Annotated in this window: 12 protein-coding genes; 7 read left to right on the forward strand and 5 right to left on the reverse strand. The window is 60.9% G+C overall.

From position 1 onward, the window contains the following. Window positions 1-186: 186 nt before the first annotated feature. Window positions 187-2103 (reverse strand): ATP-binding protein, encoded by a 1917-nt coding sequence (locus LG047_RS06725; RefSeq protein WP_227966036.1) that lies wholly within the window; start codon window positions 2101-2103, stop codon window positions 187-189. Window positions 2104-2759: 656 nt separating this feature from the next. On the opposite strand from LG047_RS06725, the gene LG047_RS06730 reads away from it, so the two are divergent. Then, window positions 2760-5090 (forward strand): PAS domain S-box protein, encoded by a 2331-nt coding sequence (locus tag LG047_RS06730; protein WP_227966037.1) that lies wholly within the window; start codon window positions 2760-2762, stop codon window positions 5088-5090. Then, entirely contained in the window at window positions 5087-5719 is a 633-nt protein-coding gene (gene fixJ, locus LG047_RS06735; RefSeq protein ID WP_227966038.1) for a response regulator FixJ, read from the forward strand. Before LG047_RS06730 ends, fixJ begins: the two co-directional genes overlap by 4 nt. A 90-nt stretch (window positions 5720-5809) precedes the next feature. On the opposite strand, the gene ppsA is transcribed toward fixJ, so the two are convergent. The 3 genes from ppsA to LG047_RS06750 all read right to left on the reverse strand — a co-directional run bounded on the left by ppsA (window position 5810) and on the right by LG047_RS06750 (window position 12187). After that, on the reverse strand, window positions 5810-8245 hold the full coding sequence (ppsA, locus tag LG047_RS06740; protein ID WP_227966039.1) for a phosphoenolpyruvate synthase: 2436 nt from the start codon (window positions 8243-8245) through the stop codon (window positions 5810-5812). Window positions 8246-8454: 209 nt separating this feature from the next. After that, entirely contained in the window at window positions 8455-10035 is a 1581-nt protein-coding gene (locus LG047_RS06745) for an alpha-amylase family glycosyl hydrolase (RefSeq protein ID WP_227966040.1), read from the reverse strand. A gap of 22 nt (window positions 10036-10057) precedes the next feature. Next, window positions 10058-12187: a glycoside hydrolase family 3 N-terminal domain-containing protein gene (locus tag LG047_RS06750; protein WP_227966041.1), complete on the reverse strand. Its 2130-nt coding sequence runs from the start codon at window positions 12185-12187 to the stop codon at window positions 10058-10060. A 173-nt stretch (window positions 12188-12360) separates the two neighbouring features. On the opposite strand from LG047_RS06750, the gene LG047_RS06755 reads away from it, so the two are divergent. The 5 genes from LG047_RS06755 to LG047_RS06775 all read left to right on the forward strand — a co-directional run bounded on the left by LG047_RS06755 (window position 12361) and on the right by LG047_RS06775 (window position 17869). Beyond that, complete coding sequence (locus tag LG047_RS06755; protein WP_227966042.1) at window positions 12361-14139, forward strand: ABC transporter ATP-binding protein/permease; 1779 nt, start codon at window positions 12361-12363, stop codon at window positions 14137-14139. Window positions 14140-14563: 424 nt separating this feature from the next. Further along, window positions 14564-15706 (forward strand): alpha-amylase, encoded by a 1143-nt coding sequence (locus LG047_RS06760; RefSeq protein WP_227966043.1) that lies wholly within the window; start codon window positions 14564-14566, stop codon window positions 15704-15706. Window positions 15707-15777: 71 nt separating this feature from the next. Next, entirely contained in the window at window positions 15778-15993 is a 216-nt protein-coding gene (locus tag LG047_RS06765; protein ID WP_227966044.1) for a hypothetical protein, read from the forward strand. Window positions 15994-16118: 125 nt separating this feature from the next. Further along, a complete protein-coding gene (locus LG047_RS06770) occupies window positions 16119-16691 on the forward strand; it encodes an ANTAR domain-containing response regulator (protein ID WP_036285755.1) in 573 nt (190 codons plus the stop codon). Beyond that, window positions 16688-17869 (forward strand): CmpA/NrtA family ABC transporter substrate-binding protein, encoded by a 1182-nt coding sequence (locus LG047_RS06775; protein WP_227966045.1) that lies wholly within the window; start codon window positions 16688-16690, stop codon window positions 17867-17869. The genes LG047_RS06770 and LG047_RS06775 overlap by 4 nt, the downstream gene beginning before the upstream one ends. 116 nt (window positions 17870-17985) lie before the next feature. On the opposite strand, the gene LG047_RS06780 is transcribed toward LG047_RS06775, so the two are convergent. After that, window positions 17986-18444 (reverse strand): transposase, encoded by a 459-nt coding sequence (locus LG047_RS06780; RefSeq protein WP_255679544.1) that lies wholly within the window; start codon window positions 18442-18444, stop codon window positions 17986-17988.

Consider the following 18444-nt stretch of genomic DNA (forward strand, 5'->3'; position numbering starts at 1 on the left):
GCGTCTGAACGACGGCCGGCAATGCCGTCGTCGCTTTTCCGCGCGAGAAGCCAAAGCCGGCCTGGTTGCTGATCGGGCGCCGGGTCACGAGACCGGAATGCGCCGGTCGATTGCGGAACCCAATGGGCCGCCGTCGAGGAAATTTACGGCTCGGCCGGGCGCGCGGGCCTCAAAGCGGTCTGAGCGTCAGAGCGAAACCAGCAGGTTCTGCAGCGCGTCGAGGTCGGCAGGCTTTGTGAGGTGCCGGTCGAAACCGGCCGCGCGGGCGCGCGCGCAGACCTGGTCCTGCCCCCATCCGGTCAGCGCCACCAGGGGAAGCCTTCGTCCCTCCGGCCGCGAGCGGATACGGCGGGCGGTCTCGTAGCCGTCCATTCGCGGCATGCCGAGATCGAGGAAAACGAGTTCCGGATCAAATTCGCCGAGCGCGTCAAGCCCCGCGTCGCCGCTGTAGGCCGCCCGCACCGTCGCTCCCATCGTCTCGAGAAACATCGCAAGACTGTCGGCCACGTCCCGATCATCATCGATCACCAGAACCCGACGGGAAACCATCGCTCCCTGAAGCGCGCCGTCTTCTGTCTCGCTGTCCGCGGCGCCGCCCGCCGCCAGCGGCAGACGAACGACAAATGTGCTTCCACGACCCAGCCCCGCGCTGTCGGCCTCGACCGAACCTCCGTGCATCTCCACCAGGCTGCGAACGAGCGCAAGGCCGATGCCGAGCCCGCCTTGCGCCCGGCCTAACGACCGATCGACCTGCGTGAATATCTCGAACACGCGAGGCAACAATTCCGCAGGAATGCCGACGCCGTTGTCGCGCACGCTGATCGTCGCGGCGGCGCCTTGTCGCGCCGCAGTCAGCGTAATGGTCCCGCCCGCCTCGGTGTATTTGGCCGCGTTGTCGAGAAGATTCGTGAAGATTTGCGAAAGCCGCACGGGGTCAGCGTCGAGGATCAGGGGCTCGGACGGCAGGTCCATCCGAAGCTCATGACCACCACGCTGAATAGCCGGCTGGCTGGCGTCGACGACATGACGAAGGAGCGCCGTCAGATCGAGGCGCTCCTTCCTCAACTCGATCTTGCCACGCGTGATCCGCGACACTTCGAGAAGGTCGTCGACAAGACGGACAAGATGACTGACCTGCCGTTCGACCATCTCGAACAGCCTGGGATTACGGTTCTCCCTGCCGGGAGTCTCGGAATTGAGGCGCAGGAGATGGACGGCGTTTCGGATCGGCGTGAGCGGATTGCGCAGTTCATGCGCCAGCGTCGCGAGAAACTCGTCCTTTCGCCGGTCGGCGTCGCGCAGCGCCGCTTCGGCGGCCTTGCGTTCCGTTATGTCCTGCACGATGCCGAATGCGCTCGCTACTGCGCCAGCGGCGTCGAACTCCAGATAGGCCCTTTCTCGCACCCATTTTACACGGCCATCCGCAAATATGCGATGTTCGACGTCATAGGCCTCGCCGTTCAACGCCGCGTCCCATCGTCCATTGACGATGGCCCGATCATCAGGATGCACCATGGCGATGAAGTCGTCATAGGTCAGCGGAGCGGCTTTTTCCGCGTCGAATATGCGGCGCGTTTCATCGGACCATGTCAATTCGTTCTTCTTCGTCTCCAGGCGCCACCAGCCGATCTGTCCGACCTGTTGCGCAAGCGCGAAATCCTCCTGACCGCGCCGCAGCGCCTCTTCCATGCGCTTGCGATCGGTGATCTCCGTGTGGCTGACGACCACCGCTGCGGGCGGTTGATTCACGCGCGCCGCGTGCATCAGGAACCATCGTTCGTTTCCGGGCGCGCGACATGGATATTCGATCGAGAACTGGTCGCGCTCGCCCGCGAGAATATCGCCCAATCCGACAAGCGTTCTGAGCGCGTAAATGTCGGTCTCCGCGGCGGCGCGACAGTTATGGAGATAATCCGCTCCGACGAAAGCCGCGCGCGAAGAGGCGCCGTTCTCACGCGCGAAGCGTTTCCAGGATTCGTTCACGGCGATCACCACGCCATCGTGGTCGAGCACGGCGATCTGATGCGGCAACGCGTCAATCGCCCCGCGCAGGAACGATCCAGAGTCGAGACTCTCCGCGCAATCGACCTTTTCAAGGATCACCGCAACACTCCGCCCGCATGCGATGCAGAGGCCCGCATCGCGCCGCCTTTCGGCGACAGCCCCGATGTTTCTCGACACGACGCGACCCCGGCCACGAGGCCCGGGGGATGCGCACGCCAACGCGAACACAAGAGTTTCCGTCGTCACAAGCCCTTGTCAGGCCGCCGCTTTCCCGCACAAATCACGATACAACCAGAACTTGACGTTTCGTGATAATATGCAACCTTAACTATAGTTCAATAGCAAAAGCGTCGCAGGAGCGATCTAACGTCGCAGCGACCCCATGTTCGGGTTCCGACGACAGGATCGGCGCCCGTCGGAGCGGGTATTTCATGGATGGAGTTCGGGTGCGCCGAGACGGTGCAGACGTCACGAGGCGGGTCGTATCACAATGTTTTTTCACGACAGACCGAAGGCGTGGCGCGCCGCTTCGTAGCGTTTGAAATTACAGCAAGATCGAGCGCTAAACCTTTGCCTTGGCCTTAATGAGGCCTATCCGGCCTCTCCGGCGGCGTCCGGGAAAAATCTTACTCGAACGTCGACAAAGGCGTTGTAAAAGCGGAAACTAGAGCCATCGGTCGAGGCGGCGCGCTCCTCGCCTTCCCCTGTGAGCAGCATAGGAAGCGAGAGACGAATGTGTTTGGCCGGAAATCCCAGTGGTCGCCCCACTCCCTGACATGAAGCCCTTCGTAACGACTCCATCGTTCATGCGACGCGTCGACGCCGCGACCAGCTGGGTGGCGTCCGTTTACGCGTCGCCGCTATGGTGGCGTCTGGCGATCGCGGCCCTGGCCGTCGCCATAGGGACTTCGGCGCGCGTCGCGCTTGCGAGCCGGTTCGAGGGGCATTTTACATTTGCGACCCTCTACCCTGCCGTGGAAATCGCCGCCGTTCTCGGCGGATTCTACCCCGGCCTGTTCGCAACTTTTTCAGGGGCCTTTGTTACGCATCTCTGGTTCAGGCCGGTGGAGACCGCCGCCTATCCTGTTGGCCTGTCGCTCTTCATCGCCAGCTGCACGGTCCTTTCCATCATCACCGAAATCCTGCATCGCACGCGGCTTCGCCTCAACGAATCGCAGGAAAAGCGCGAAATCGCCGAACGGCTGAATATCGCGACCCGGCATCTCCAGATCGCGGTTTCCGCTGGCGCCATCGGGACATGGCTTCTCGATCTTGGAAAAAACGCCGCTATCGTCAACGACGAATTTCGTTCGATCTTCGGTTTGGCGCCCGATGTCGACGTCAATCCGGATTTAGTGTTTCGAACCATCCTTCCCAACGACGTTTCCCGGCCGCGCGAGGCTTTGCGTGCGGCGCTCGAGCCGTCCGGCAACGGGCTTTATCATGCCGAGTATCGAATTCGCAGAGTGACGGACGGCGCCATTCGCTGGGTCTCGTCGCGCGGCCAGACGGCGTTCGAGAACGGCAAGCCGGTGCGCGTCGTCGGGGTCGCGCGCGATGTTACGGATGAAAAAGTCGCCGCACGGGCGCATCAGGAACGCGCACAATTGGCGGAGCAATTGGAGAGCGTCGCCGCCACGGCTCCCGGCGTGGTGTTTTCATTCTATATTGGCGACGACAGTCACATCGCCTATCGCTACGTCTCGCCCAAGGCCAAAGCCGTGTTCGGCGTCGCCGCCGAGGATATTTGCGCAGACGCGCGCGTCTTCTATCGACGCGTTCATGTCGCGGATCATGACCATCTCAACGCCGCGCTTGTCGAGTCGGCGCACAGCCTCTCCCACTGGGATGTCGAATTTCGTTTCGACCATCCGGAAAAGGGAGCAATATGGTTGGAGGCTCAGGCTGCGCCTGTCTGCGAACAAGACGGCAAACTTGTCTGGCACGGCTATGTGTCCGATGTTACCGAACGCAAGAGATCCGACATAGCCCTCGCCGAAACCGCCGCGCGATTGCAGGCCATGATCGACGGCGCGCAGGACGCCGTCATCACGATGGATTCGGAAGGTCGTATCCAGTCCGTCAATCGGGCTGCGCTTTCGATGTTCGGATACGACGCCGGGGAACTGGCTGCATGCAATATCACAGCGCTGCTGAGCGACGTCGCGACCAGACCCGAAACCAAGGAGGCCAATGACCTCCGCGCCCTCGAGGCCGGAGTCGGCCACAGATGGGAAGTCGAGGCGCGTCGCCGAAACGGAAAAGTCTTTCCTGCGGAATTCAGTCTTTCGGAAGCCCGATACGACCACCGACGCATCCTTATCGGCTTCGTCAAGGATCTGTCCGAGCAACGAAAAGTTCAGCAGCGGGTGGAAAAACTGAACAGGGACCGTCTCGACGCCATGGCCGGAATGGCCGGGAGGCTCGCACATGAGATCAATCAGCCGCTCGCGGCGACCGCCACCTATCTCAAGGTCGCGCGGCGATTGCTGGAAAGACCGCCGCAAGAAGCCGGAACGAATATTGTCGAATTGATCGACAAGGCGACAATCCAGACATTGCGCGCAGGGAAAATCGTCAACAGCCTGCGGCAACTGGTTGCGCGCGGCGAGCCCGACAAGACCCTCGTAAGCGTGCACGAGCTGATCCTGAACACTTACGACTCGATGCTGGCGGACGGCGCCAACACAGACGTGCAGATACGTCTGGAACGCAACGCGAGCAGAGACGATGTGGTGGCGGACAGGGCCCAGCTGCAACAGGTCCTCGTCAGCCTCATGCGCAATGCGATAGAGGCGATGCAAGAAACGGAAAAGCAGGAATTGATCGTCTCCACATCCAATCCCGACGACAGGACAATTCGCGTTGACGTCACGGACACCGGCGGAGGGTTGGCCGGAAATGTCGAAGAAGATTTCTTCGAACCTTTTGCGACCACGAAAGAGAAGGGCATGGGCGTCGGGCTATCGATTTCGCGATCCATCATCGAAGCGCATTACGGGCGAATCTGGGCAAAACCGAATCCCCGAGGCGGGGCCGTTTTCAGCTTCACGCTGCCGCTGCAAAATGCGGAAGAGGAAATATGAACGACACGAAAATAGTTCACCTGATCGACGATGATGCGGCAATGCGCGATGCTGTCGGGCTTCTGTTGAGTACGGAAGGCTTCAGCGTCCACACGTACCCCTCTGCGCCGGCGTTTCTGAAGGCCGTCGCCACGAATCGCGAAGGTTGCGTGATAACCGACGTTCGCATGCCGGAAATGAGCGGCATCGAGCTCATCGCGCGGATGAAAGAGGATCGGATCGCCATGCCGGTCATCGTCCTGACCGCGCACGCGGACGTGCCTCTCGCCGTCGAGGCGATGAAGCTCGGCGCCGTGGATTTGCTGGAAAAACCGTTCGAAGACCACGCGCTGCTCGCGGCCGTCGACGCCGCATTCGCGCGACGGAGCATGGAACAATCGCGCAGTCGTGAAACGCAGGCGACCAAGGATCGGCTCGCCAGCCTGACCAAGCGCGAAAACGAGATCCTCGCGGGTCTCCTCAAAGGCCAATCGAACAAGGTCATCGCACATGAGCTCGGCATCAGCATCCGCACCACCGAGGTCCATCGCGCAAACATCATGGCGAAGATGCAAGCCGGCAATCTCGCTGCGCTCGTGAAAATGGTACTTGCCGCGTCGAGCGGACCGGAGGGCGAAGCCCAGGAATGAACGCGAAACGGACACGCCATCCGTTTCGCGCGATCGTAGTCGTGATGCGCGAGAACGCCGCCGATCCGTGGTCGGCGAACTCGCAGCGATCTATTTCCTGTCCCGTTCGCCGCGACCGAGCGTACACTCCAGATCGACGATGCGGAGCGTCGTGCGAAGGATCGTGTCCGGGTTCAGGCTGATCGAATCGATTCCGAGACGGACGAGGAACTCCGCCATCTCCGGATAATCCGAAGGCGCCTGTCCGCAAATGCCGCAATGTCGCCCATTGCGCCGTGCGCCCTCCACCGCCATGCGAATAATGGTCTTGACCCCTTCGTCACGCTCATCGAAATCAAATGCGACGATTTCGGAGTCGCGGTCGACGCCGAGCGTCAGCTGGGTGAGGTCGTTCGAGCCGATCGAGAACCCGTCGAAGTGTTTCGAGAACGCATCGATGAGCATGACATTGTTCGGGATCTCGCACATCACGTAGATTTCAAGCCCGTTTTCGCCGCGTTCGAGACCAAGTTCGCGCATCAGCGCAATCACTCTCTCGGCCTCTTCGATGCGACGGCAGAACGGGATCATCAACTTGACATTCGTAAGCCCGAGATCCTCGCGCACGCGTTTCATCGCCGCGCATTCGAGCGCGAAGCCTTCGCGATAGGCGGGATGCGCATAGCGCGACGCGCCACGAAAACCGATCATGGGATTGGCTTCGTCACCTTCGAAAACGCGTCCGCCGAGAAGCGACGCATATTCGTTGCTCTTGAAATCCGACATGCGCACGACGACAGGCTTGGGATAAAACGCCGCCGCGATCGTCGCGACACCCTCAGACAGACGCTGAATAAAGTAGTCGCTCGGGCTCTCATATTGTGCGGTGATCTTCGCAATCGCCTCGCGCTCACGCGCGTCGAGCCGTTCCGGATGGACCAGCGCCATCGGATGAGCTTTGATCGACTCAGCGATGATGAACTCCATGCGCGCAAGCCCGACGCCGTCATTTGGCAAGGCCGCCAAGCTGAAGGCGATGTCGGGATTACCGACGTTCATCATGATATGCGTTGCGGGCTTCGGCACTGTCTTCAGGTTCGTCTTCTCGACCTCGAACTCGATCGCGCCCTCATAGACCCTGCCGACATCACCCTCGGCGCAACTGACCGCAATCAAATCGCCCGTGCGGATGACGCGCGTCGCCGCGTCGGTTCCAACAATCGCGGGAATGCCGAGTTCACGCGCGACGATGGCGGCGTGACAGGTGCGGCCGCCGCGGTTCGTCACAATGCCCGCGGCCGACTTCATCACCGTGCCCCAGTCAGGCGACGTCGTATCCGCGACCAGAATTTCTCCCGGCATAAAACTCGACAGCTCACTCGCGTGTTCGATAATGCGCGCCTTGCCCAGCGCGATCTTCGTGCCGACAGCGCGGCCCTCTACCTTTAGAGGACCGTGCTTGCGGACCCTGTATTCCTCGACGACATTCCTGTCGCGGCGGGACGCCACGGTTTCGGGGCGGGCCTGAACTATGTAAAGTTCGCCATCTACGCCGTCCTTCGCCCATTCGATATCCATGGGACGGTGAACGCCCGCCTTGGCGCTGTAATGTTCCTCGATGGCGATGGCCTGACCCGCGAGCGTCACGACTTCGTCGTCGGAGATGCAGAATTTCTCTCTTTCCTTCCGGTCGGTCGGCATGTTGCGGGTTGTCACGCGTCCCCGGTCGGAAAAGATCATCTTGATCTTTTTCGGTCCGAGCGCGCGCTTCAGCACGGCGCGCTTGCCTTGTCGATAGGTTGGCTTGAAGACGTAGAACTCGTCGGGATCGACAGCGCCCTGCACGACATTTTCGCCAAGGCCATAGGCGCCGGTGATGAAAACGACGTCCTCGAATCCGGTCTCCGTATCGATCGTGAAGATGACGCCGGACGCTGCGAGGTCCGAGCGCACCATTTTCATGACGCCAACGGAATTATAGACCTTGAAATGGTCGAAACCATTGTCGATGCGGTAGCGAATGGCTCGGTCGGTAAAAAGACTTGCGAGGCAATGTCGCACGGCGTCGATCACCGCCGCTTCGCCGCGCACATTGAGGTAGGTGTCGTGCTGCCCGGCGAAGCTCGCGCTCGGCAAGTCCTCCGCGGTGGCGGAGGAGCGCACCGCTACGGTCAGTTCGGCGCCGTATTCCTCCCTCAATCGCGCGAACGCGTCGCGAATATCGGCTTCGAGATCGGGTGGCGGCGCGGCGTCATAAACGATTTGACGAGCCCGCGCCGCGCGCCGCGCCAGATCGTCGACGTCGTCCGGGTTCAGCCCCTCGAGCGATTCCTTCAACGCAGGCCATGCGCCGGCGTGCTCGAGTGTATGGCGATAGGCCTCGGCGGTAATCGCAAACCCGTTGGGAACACGGATGCCTTTCGCCGTCAGCTCTCGATACATTTCGCCGAGCGAGGCGTTCTTTCCGCCGACGAGCGGCACATCGCCAATGCCGATCTGGGAGAAAAAGCGCACGAAGCGGCCGGCTCCCCAACGAGCGCTTGTCATAGAGGCGGATGAGACAGGCGATATGTTTCTTCTTTCAGTCATTGAGGATCATCGATCGTTGGCGGTGGTCGCATGTTGAGCGACTGGCCGAATGGCGGTCGCACAATGTTGGAGTCTTCAACGCAATTCTGGAAGTTCAACGACAGTCGTCGATTTCGCCTCTCTCGGAAGTGAGGCATTTCGCCGCGCCGCGGCCGGCCCAGCGGGAGTTATTGAATGAGGACGCCCTCGTTGGCGCGCAACAGGACGTCCGATCCGACGGGCTCATTAACCCGATCGCCTAGCGTCGATAACACAATTGTGGCGCTTTCGCACATTGCCGATCGCCACCGCTTCGTGGTGTTGGAGAAATTGAGCGCAACGCAAACGCGCTCATTTTCGCTTCTACGCTCGTAAGCCAAAACGTCATCGTCACTCGACAGAAGTCGCCAGGCGCCACAGTTGACCGCGGCGTGTTCACGCCTGAAGCAGAGCAGTTTTCTCGCGAGAGCGAGAATCGACGTTTCATCGCCGCTCATCGTCGAGACATTTCGCGTCTCGTGATCGGCCGTCAGCGGAAGCCAGGGTTCGCGCGTCGAAAAGCCGGCGAAAACGCTCGCGTCCCATTGCATCGGCGTTCGCGACGGATCGCGGCCGACGCCGAGACCGGGCTCGCGCTTTGCCCATGGATCCTGAAATCGCTCCGGCGGCACCTCCACATGGCCAATGCCGATTTCGTCGCCATAAAAAAGCGTCGGCGTGCCGCGCAATGTCAGAAGCAGCATGGTTGCGACGCGCGATTGCTCTGCGCCGACACGCGCAGCGACGCGGGGCCGGTCATGATTGCTCAACACCCAATTCGGCCACGCGCCTTTCGGAAGCGCCGCCTCGTAATTCCCGATCAAACGGGCGATCCCCGCCGCGTTCCAGTCTGCATCGAGAAGCTGGAAGTTGAAGGGCAGGTGCGCTCCTTTCAAATTGTCGCCATAGTAAGCAACCAGCCTGTCGAGCGGAAGGTAAATCTCGCCGATGAGCAAACGATCCTCGAATTCTTCGACCACTTGTCGAAGACCGGCGATCACCTCATGCACTTCGGGTTGATCGGATGAAAATGTCTGCTTGAAACGGATGATGTCCGGGCCATTTCCCGTCCAGCCGGGATTGACCGGATTGTCTCGAAAGGCAGCATCCTTGATGAGATGCGAAATCACGTCGACGCGAAATCCGTCTACGCCACGACGCAGCCAGAAACGCAAAACCTCGTGCATTGCGGCGCGAACCTGCGGGTTGCGCCAATTCAGGTCGGGCTGCTCGGGCAGGAAAGCGTGGTAGTAATATTGTCGTGTCGCCTCGTCCCAGGTCCAGCCGCTGCCGCCAAAATGGCTGACCCAATTGTTAGGCGGTCCGCCATCCTGAGCCGCATCACGCCAGATATACCAGTCGCGCTTCGGATCGTTTTGGGAGCGCTTGCTCGCCAGAAACCAAGGATGCGCATTGGAAGTATGGTTGGGGACGAAATCGAGGATAACCTTCAAACCGCGCTGATGCGCTTCCGACAGGAGCGCATCGAAGGCGGCCAGCGAACCAAACAGCGGGTCGACATTGCAATAGTCGGCGACGTCATATCCGAAATCATGCATCGGCGACGGATAGAAAGGCGAGAGCCAGATCGCATCGACTCCAAGCCAGACGAGATAATCGAGCCGCCGACGCACGCCTTCCAGATCGCCGACGCCGTCACCATTCGTATCCTGAAAGGAGCGCGGATAAATCTGATAGATGACTCCCTTTTGCCACCAGGCGAAAGACATGATGCGCTCCCGAATCGTCGATCTATGTTGACGTTATGTTCAGAACGGTCGCCAGCAGATTTTTCCTGTCGGCGTCGAGGCCGACAAGAATTTCGAACTGTCCGGGCTCGATCTTTGGCTTCATGTTCTCGTCCGGAAACGAGAAACTGTCCGCGCTCAACGTGAGGGCGACCGTCCTGCTCTCGCCGGGTGAGAATACGATCTTGACCCATCCTTTCAATTCCATCAGCGGTCGCGCGATGCTCGCAACGACGTCGCGCACGAAGACAAAAATCGTTTCTTCGGTCTCGAACGCGCCGATGTTTTGCGCATCAATCACGATCTCGACGGTCCCATCGGCAGAAATATCGCTTGGAGCGACGCGAAGGTTGGACAGGACGACATGGCTATAGGAAAGCCCATGACCGAAGGGAAAAAGCGGTTCGACCGGGAGATCGAGATATCGGCTTGTGTATCTATTGTCTGCATTCCAAGGACGACCCGTCGAACGCGACGCATAGAATATTGGTATCTGCCCGACCTCCCGCGGCCAGGTGACGGCAAGCCGCGCGCTCGGATTGTAGCGGCCCGTGAGAACATCCGCGATGGCGTGGCCAGCCATGTCGCCGAGGAACCAGGTCGCGAGCACCGCGCGCGCACGTTCAACGAGCCAGCTCACGGCGAGTGGACGGCCCGAGGAGAGAAGCGCGACGACCGGAACGCCCGTCGCCAGAATTCTTTCAGCGAGTTCGCGCTGACGTCCGGGCAAGCCGATCATCGCGCGGCTGGCCGCCTCGCCGCTCATTTTCTCCGCCTCTCCGAGACACAATACAATTACGTCAGCTCCCGCGGCCATATCGCAAGCCGGCGCGATTCCGCTCGCGTCGTCGTCCTCGATGCCTGCTCCCGCGTGAAAAACAACCTCGCAATTCGGCAGGGCGAAACGCAATCCTTCGAGGATCGTGACGCAATCTTCCGCCGCGCCTGCGGAATACCATGGACCCAGCATTTCCGCGCGCGCGTCCGCCAGAGGGCCGATCACCGCTATTCGACGCACATCTGCCGAAAGCGGGAGAATGTCGTCGTTGGACAGCAGCGTGATCGAACGTCGCGCCGCGTCGCGCGCGAGTTCCCGATGCGCGGCTCGGCTGTATTCGCCAGCCGCGATCGAACGATAGGGATCGTCGAAGAGCCCGAGCCTTTCCTTCAGGAGCAGAACGCGCCTTGCGGCGGCGTCGACGTCAGCCAGATCGACGAGGCCGCGCGCCAGCGCCTCCGGCAGGCGGCGAACATAGGCCATGCTCATCATGTCCATGTCCACGCCCGCCCTTAGCGCAAGCGCGGCGGCGTCAGTGAGATCGCCGGCGACGCCATGTTCGATCAGTTCCGCAATGGCGGTGTAGTCGCTTATTATCACGCCATCGAAACCGAGGTCGCGCCGCAGATATTCGCGCAGCAGGCGCGCATGCGCGGTCATCGGAACGCCGGCGAGGCTGTTGAAACCGGGCATGATTGCCGCGCAACCCGCCTCCACTGCGGCGCGGAACGGCGGGAGATAGATTTCATGCAGCGCGCGCTCCGAAACATCGACCGCCGCATAGTCTCGTCCTGCGGTCGCCGCGCCATAAGCGCAGAAATGCTTGGCGGTGGCGGCGATCGACGTTGGCGCTTCGAGCGCCCGATCCTGAAAACCGCGAATCTTGGCCTCGGCCATTTTGACGGCGACGAGCGGATCTTCGCCCGGCCCCTCCGCAATGCGTCCCCAGCGCGGGTCGCGCGCGACATCGAGCATCGGCGCAAAAGTAAGGCTGACGCCCTCATGCGCCGCCTCGATCGCGGCCACACGCGCCGTGCGCTCCCAGAGCAACGGATCGAACGCTCCCGCTTCAGCAAGTGGAATCGGAAAGATCGTCCGGTGTCCGTGGAGGATGTCGAGGCCGAAAAAAAGCGGAACGCCGAGGCGTGTCCCTTCTGCAGCGAGCTTCTGCGCGGCGGCCATCGCCTCGCGCCCCCAAAGGTTGAATACGCCGCCGACGCGGCCCGCCCGAATCTCCGCCGTGGTCTCGACATGGACGACCGGTCCGGTGACGGTCTGCCCCGCCGTCACCAGATTGAGCTGGCCGATCTTTTCCTCGATGGTCATGGACCGCAGAAGCGACTCGACCCGGCTCATGTCTCCCCTCGAACAAATCTCATGATGCAGCGTCCATTTGACCCGACGCGAAAGCCTCGCCTGCGGGGACCGAAGCGGTTTAAACTACCAACCGGATATAGCAGAATTTCACAAGCCAAGATTAAGTCAGCGTCGCGACGCTCTTGTGACCGCTGAAAACGGATCGGGAGCCCATGGCAAACCAGAACGGCGCAGCCTCGAGGAGCACGGATCAGCAAACGCCGATCAATGGATTCGCCCCCTATCTGGGAATGATTCTGGCCGCCTTGCGCGCCGCGCGCGAGAGGGTCGCGCTCTATTGGCTCGGCGGTGGCCTGCTCTTGGTGATCGCCGCAACCGCTTACGGGCAGATCAGGCTCAACGCCTGGAACCAGCCTTTTTACGACGCGCTCGCGCGAAAGGATCTTGCCGCGATCGGCGAGCAGCTTCTCGTGTTCACGGGCATCGCCATCACTTTGCTGATTTTGAACGTCAGCCAGACATGGCTCGTGCAGATGACCAAGCTCAAACTGCGCGAAGGTCTGACGCGAGACCTGTTCGCCCAATGGCTGACGCCCAAGCGCGCATTCCTGATCGCGCGCTCCGGCGAAATCGGGGTCAATCCCGACCAGCGAATCCATGCCGACGCGCAGCATCTCGCAGAGGTGTCCACCGATCTTGGCGTCGGCCTCGTTCAGGCCTCGCTATTGCTGGTGAGCTTCGTCGGCGTCCTCTGGACGCTCTCCGAGGGTGTCACATTCTCCCTCCTCGGCGCGCATATCGACATACCGGGATATATGGTCTGGTGCGCGCTGCTATACGCCGCCCTCGCGTCGCTCGCCAGCTGGCGGGTTGGCCGCCCGCTCGTGCATCTGGGCGCCGAGCGCTACGCTCGCGAATCCGAGATGCGCTTCGCGCTCATGCATGTGAACGCGCATGGCGAGGCGATTGCAATTCATCGTGGCGAGGAGGCGGAGCAAGCGCGGCTGCGGATCGAGTTCGATCGACTTCTCGACGTTCTCCGGCAGCTTGTCACCGCGACGACGAACCTCGCCTGGGTCACGGCCGGTTATGGCTGGTTCACCATCGTCGCGCCGATCATCGTCGCCGCGCCCGCCTATTTTGCCGGCAATCTCACATTCGGCGGACTGCTCATGGCGGTCGGCGCCTTCACGCAGGCGCAGCAGTCGTTACGCTGGTTTGTCGATAATGCGGGCGTCATCGCCGACTGGCGTGCGACATTGTTTCGCGTCGGAAGCTTCCGGCAGGCTCTGCTCGACATCGATGCTCCCGCCCCAGACGCGGCGCGCATCACATTCGCATCAACCTCCCGGGACCGCCTGCTGCTGGAGAATCTGGAGCTCTATTCGCCATCGGGCTCTACGCGCCTCGACGAATCTCATATCGAAATCGCGCCGCAGGATCATGTGCTCGTCATAGGCGAGCATGGTTCCGGCAAGACTCTGCTGTTCCGGGCCATCGCGGGATTATGGACATCGGGACGCGGGAACATCAGCCTGCCGCCGGCGAACGCCGTCTATTTCGTGCCAAAGCGGCCCTACATCGCCGATCTCGCCTTGCGAGACATTCTCTCTTATCCGGCCTCATCGCGCGATTTCTCCGACGAGGAATACGTCGCCGTTCTGAGACGCTTCGGCCTCGCGCATCTCGCGGGCCAGCTCGACCGAATCCCCCATTGGGAAAAGGAGCTGACGGACGCGGAGCAGCAGGGCCTCGCTTTCGCGCGCGTCCTGCTGCACAAGCCGCGCTTCGTCATTGTCGACGAGGCGATCGAGTCGCTTTCTCCCGAGGCGCGTCGCACTCTCTTCAAGGTTTTTGCGGACGAGCTGGCGCATGCCGCGCTTGTCTATATCAACGGGCCGCAGGCGCAGGACAGGTTTTTCGACCGCGTCCTGCGCCTGAACTTGACGCCGCGCGGCGAGCGCCAGACGGTCGTGAGGGGCTCCGCATGACCCCCATTCAATAGAATTTGAGGGACGCTTTTCGCACTACCCAAGTCAAATCGCATCGTTCCGTAAGCGGCACACGCAGCGCGTCTCTGGACATTCGGCGCTGCGACGAGCGACTGCGCGCGCATGATGCATATCAAATCGGCAATCCGCCGAACCCTTGATCGACTTATTGCACGCCCGGAAAATATGCACGATCATATGATATTGTTTTAAAATATACTTCGCACCTGTGGCACCATGGCGCCCGAATTGCAAACTCTGATCGACTGACGTCGGCTGCGACGTCAACCGGTCCACCGACGGGCCACTCAGCATCGCCGCTGTTCTGAACGCCGCCACATGGGCGCGCCTTCAGACAGCGGCTTTTTTATTGCCGTTCGACGCGCCGCAAATGCGGTGAAAGCGCGAAATTCGGGGGTGCGAAATGAGGAACAACGCGATCATTGATCCGCAGACAATTCGGCGCCGCTCGAGCATCGCCGCCGTCGCGATATCGGTCGCAGCAACTGTAATTGCTGCATCTGGCGAAGCGCGCGCAGACAAGGTCGCCACGAAATCGTCGAGCGCGCCCGCGCCGGCGACGCCGTCGCCTCCGCCCCCGGCGCCGCTCGGCGTCTTCGGCGCCGACATGGCGGCCGCCGGCAAACTCGTTCTGTCCGTCATTCCGCAATTCGCAAATCTCTCTACGTCACTTATCGGAACGCGCCCCGTCTCGTCGCAGGAAATAGCGGCGACAGTTCCCTATTTCTTCAACCCGACCCAAAAACTGCGCCTCGTGCCCCAGAATGCGGCGGTAGCGACGCAGACGGTCGCGCTCGCCTACGGTGTAACGAAGGAGCTCTCCGTTGTGTTCACAGCGGGCATGATCGAGCGAAATCTCGACATGCTGACCTTTCGCGGCCTTGCCGGAATAATCCCCCGCGGCATGAGCTACACGGGAACGGCGGGCCTGACCGATTTCACCCTGTCGGGCATTTACAGGATCTATCAGGATCCCATACATCGCATCCAGCTCAACGCTGGCGTTACATTCCCCACAGGCAGCAACACCAACACCTTCACATTGCTTCAGCCCGACGGAACTTACGCGACCAGCCGCGCCTTCTATGCAATGCAGCCGGGAGCGGGAACCTTCGACTTCATGCCCGGCGTGGTTTACGCCGGACACCTCGAAAAATGGTCTTGGGGCGTATCATATCGCGGCCGCTTTCCGATCGCCGCCAATCGCCAGGGTTATCTGTGGGGCGACCTGCATGAATTCAACGGCTGGGGGGGCTACACCTGGATCCCGGGTCTGACGACCACTTTTCGCGTCAATGCCAGCATACAGGGCCCGATTCGCGGCTACGATCCGAACATTCGCGGGCGCGCGCAAGCCGCCAACCCGAATTTCTATGGCGGCGAGCGTATCGAACTGTTCGGCGGCGCCGTCATCAGCGGCAAATTCGTCGGTTACGAAAATGTGACGCTTGCCGTCGAGGCCGGCGCGCCAGTCTATCAAAACCTCAACGGCCCGCAGCTCTCCAAGAACTGGCAGGCGGGAATGGCCTTGCGATGGAAGATCTGACGGTCCTGTGCATTCGAGGCGCGATGGACGCCCGGTTTTGCAACAATATCCCTCATTGAAGGATGCTCACGATGTCTCTCGCGAATGCGCGGCGCCGGTTTGACGTCATCAGATTCATGACCGCGCCTTGCGACCGGCAACAACGCGCGCAACGCGGCGCCGTTCTTGCAGACGCATGGTGGTGCGTCTGGATGATCGTCAAGGGCGCGCTATTCACAGGCGGCTTCATTCTTGGGGCCGCTGCAATCATTAAAGGTCTGGACGCGTTTCTGGACGAACTTCACTGACGAGAAAGGATGAAGGCGCCGCGATGCGGCGTCTTGTTCCGTATTCGCGCCGCGACTACAACACGAACAGATTATGGCTGAGCGCAGCAAAGCCCCTCTCGCGCAGACCACGCCGGACACCGCACTTGAAAATCGTCATAGTCGATGAAAGCCCGATCCGCGCCGCCATCCTCGAAGAAGGACTGCGCGAAGCCGGGTTCACGGAGGTCGAGCGCCTGTCCGAAATGCGCAACCTACTGCAACGGATCTACTCCATAGATCCGGACGTGATACTCATCGACCTCGAAAATCCCTCCCGCGACGTTCTCGAACAGATGTTCCAGGTCAGTCGCGCCGTGCGCCGTCCGGTGGCGATGTTCGTCGATCAGAGCGACGCCGACTCGATCCGCGCCTCTGTCGACGCCGGCGTCTCAGCCTATATCGTCGACGGACTGAAAAAGGAACGCATCAAATCGATCCTCGACCTTTGCGTCTCGCGATTCAATGTCTTCTCCCGTCTTCAAGACGAACTCGAGCGGGCAAAATCCGACCTAGAGGAACGCAAGAAGCTCGATCGCGCCAAGGGAATTTTGATGAAAGCGAAAGGCCTGTCGGAAGACGCAGCCTATAAACTGATGCGCGGAACGGCGATGCGCGAGAACAAGAAGATCGCGGAAATCGCCCAGGCGATCATCACTGCAGCGGAGCTGTTGAAATGAGCGGCGCAGCCAGGCCGTTGCGAATCGGTTTCATCCCACTGGTCGACGCAGCCGCAATCTTTGTCGCCTTCGACCAAGGCTATTTCGTCGACGAAGGACTGGATGTCGAACTCGTAAAAGACGTCTCGTGGTCGAACATTCGCGACAAGCTGGCGATCGGCGTCCTGGACGCAGCGCATATGCTTGCGCCCATGGCCATAGCGTCAAGCCTGGGCTTTGGGCATTTCAAGACGCCGCTCGTCGCGCCGATGAACCTTGCGATGAATGGAAACGCCCTTACCGTCACAGCGACGCTGCATGCACAATTGCGAGAAGCGGCTGACGGCAATATCGTCGACCCGCTCGTCACCGCCCGCGCCTTGAAAAAAGTGGTCCGAACCCGCAGCGAGCGGGGGCAGGAACCCCTGACCTTCGCAATGACGTTTCCATATTCGATGCATAATTACGCGTTGCGTTACTGGATCGCAGCCGGCGGTCTCGATCCCGATCAGGATCTTCGACTCGTCGTTCTGCCCCCACCCTATATGGTCGACTCTATCCGGCGGGACCAGGTCGACGGCTTTTGCGTCGGCGCGCCATGGAGCTCGGTCGCTGTCGACGCCGGCGTTGGTCAAATTCTGCATTTCGGTTGCGAAATTTTTTCGCATGCGCCTGAAAAAGTTCTCGCATTGCGCGAAGCCGACGTCGACGCAGACCCGTCCGTGGCGCTCGCCCTGACGCGCGCGCTCGCAAAGGCCGCCCTTTATGTCGCTGAGCACGAAAATCACGCTAAAATATCAGCAAGCATGGCCAGTCCGGACCGGCTGGGCGTCGATGCGAATTTAATTCGTCGCTCCCTGGAAGGAAAATTGAAGCTGGACGCCTCCGGCGCGTCCCGATCGGATGACGATTACCTCGTCATCGGCAAAGGCGGGTCTGTGCGCCCCGATGTGCGTCAGGCCGTTTGGATCTATGCGCAAATGCTGCGCTGGAAGCAGGGATCATATTCTCAGGAACATGCTGCGGCAGCACAACGCGTTTTCCGTCCCGAACTCTATGACTCCGCCCTGTACGGCCATCACTCATCTCCGCCGACCGGTCTCGCCGCGGTCGATCCGATTGGGCCTTTTGACGGCGTCTCCACCCCGGATGATTTGCGCAATTACCTCGCAACCTTCGAGGTAGGCTGCCGGATCTGATCGAAGCCATGCGCGGCGCCTGCGCACATATTTTCCGAATGACCCCTCTCTGGGGCCGTCACACCTTATCTAAATGCGCAATCAACAACAAACGCCGTAAGAGCCCGTTTGGAAATTCACGGGTGCGCATTCCGACGGATGAGAACACCGCCCATGGCGACGTGGATCATGGCGGTTGAGACGTCGATGCGGCGCTCGTAATCTCGGAAGAACCTGCGCCAGCGCATCATCCAGCCGAAAGTTCGTTCGACGACCCCGCGACGCGGCAGGGCTTCGAAGCCCTTCTGACCGTCGCGGCAGCGAATGATTTCGAGCACGAAATCCAGATAGCGGGCCTTGTCCATCAATTTGAGCCGGTCGTAGGCGGCGTCGGCCACGAGATGTTTCACGACCCATGGCCAGCGCTTGCGGATGGCGTCGAGGATGGCCTGCGCCCCGGCGCTGTCGGAAATGTCGGCTGTCGTCAGATTGACCATCAGCAAACGCCCATCCGCGTTGACCGCGATATGGCGAGTAGCCGTCCGGCGTAGGCCGCAGGCGCTGCGTGCGGGATGATTGGCGGGTCGATCTGCCAA

Source organism: Methylocystis sp. WRRC1 (assembly GCF_020733155.1).
Classification (GTDB): domain Bacteria; phylum Pseudomonadota; class Alphaproteobacteria; order Rhizobiales; family Beijerinckiaceae; genus Methylocystis.

Coding starts and splice junctions, on each gene's coding strand:
- fixJ (WP_227966038.1), top strand. CDS start 5,087: ATGAACGACACGAAAATAGTTCACCTGATCGACGATGATGCGGCAATG.
- LG047_RS06775 (WP_227966045.1), top strand. CDS start 16,688: ATGAGCGGCGCAGCCAGGCCGTTGCGAATCGGTTTCATCCCACTGGTC.
- LG047_RS06760 (WP_227966043.1), top strand. CDS start 14,564: ATGAGGAACAACGCGATCATTGATCCGCAGACAATTCGGCGCCGCTCG.
- ppsA (WP_227966039.1), bottom strand. CDS start 8,245: ATGACAAGCGCTCGTTGGGGAGCCGGCCGCTTCGTGCGCTTTTTCTCC.
- LG047_RS06750 (WP_227966041.1), bottom strand. CDS start 12,187: ATGAGCCGGGTCGAGTCGCTTCTGCGGTCCATGACCATCGAGGAAAAG.
- LG047_RS06745 (WP_227966040.1), bottom strand. CDS start 10,035: ATGTCTTTCGCCTGGTGGCAAAAGGGAGTCATCTATCAGATTTATCCG.
- LG047_RS06755 (WP_227966042.1), top strand. CDS start 12,361: ATGGCAAACCAGAACGGCGCAGCCTCGAGGAGCACGGATCAGCAAACG.
- LG047_RS06765 (WP_227966044.1), top strand. CDS start 15,778: ATGTCTCTCGCGAATGCGCGGCGCCGGTTTGACGTCATCAGATTCATG.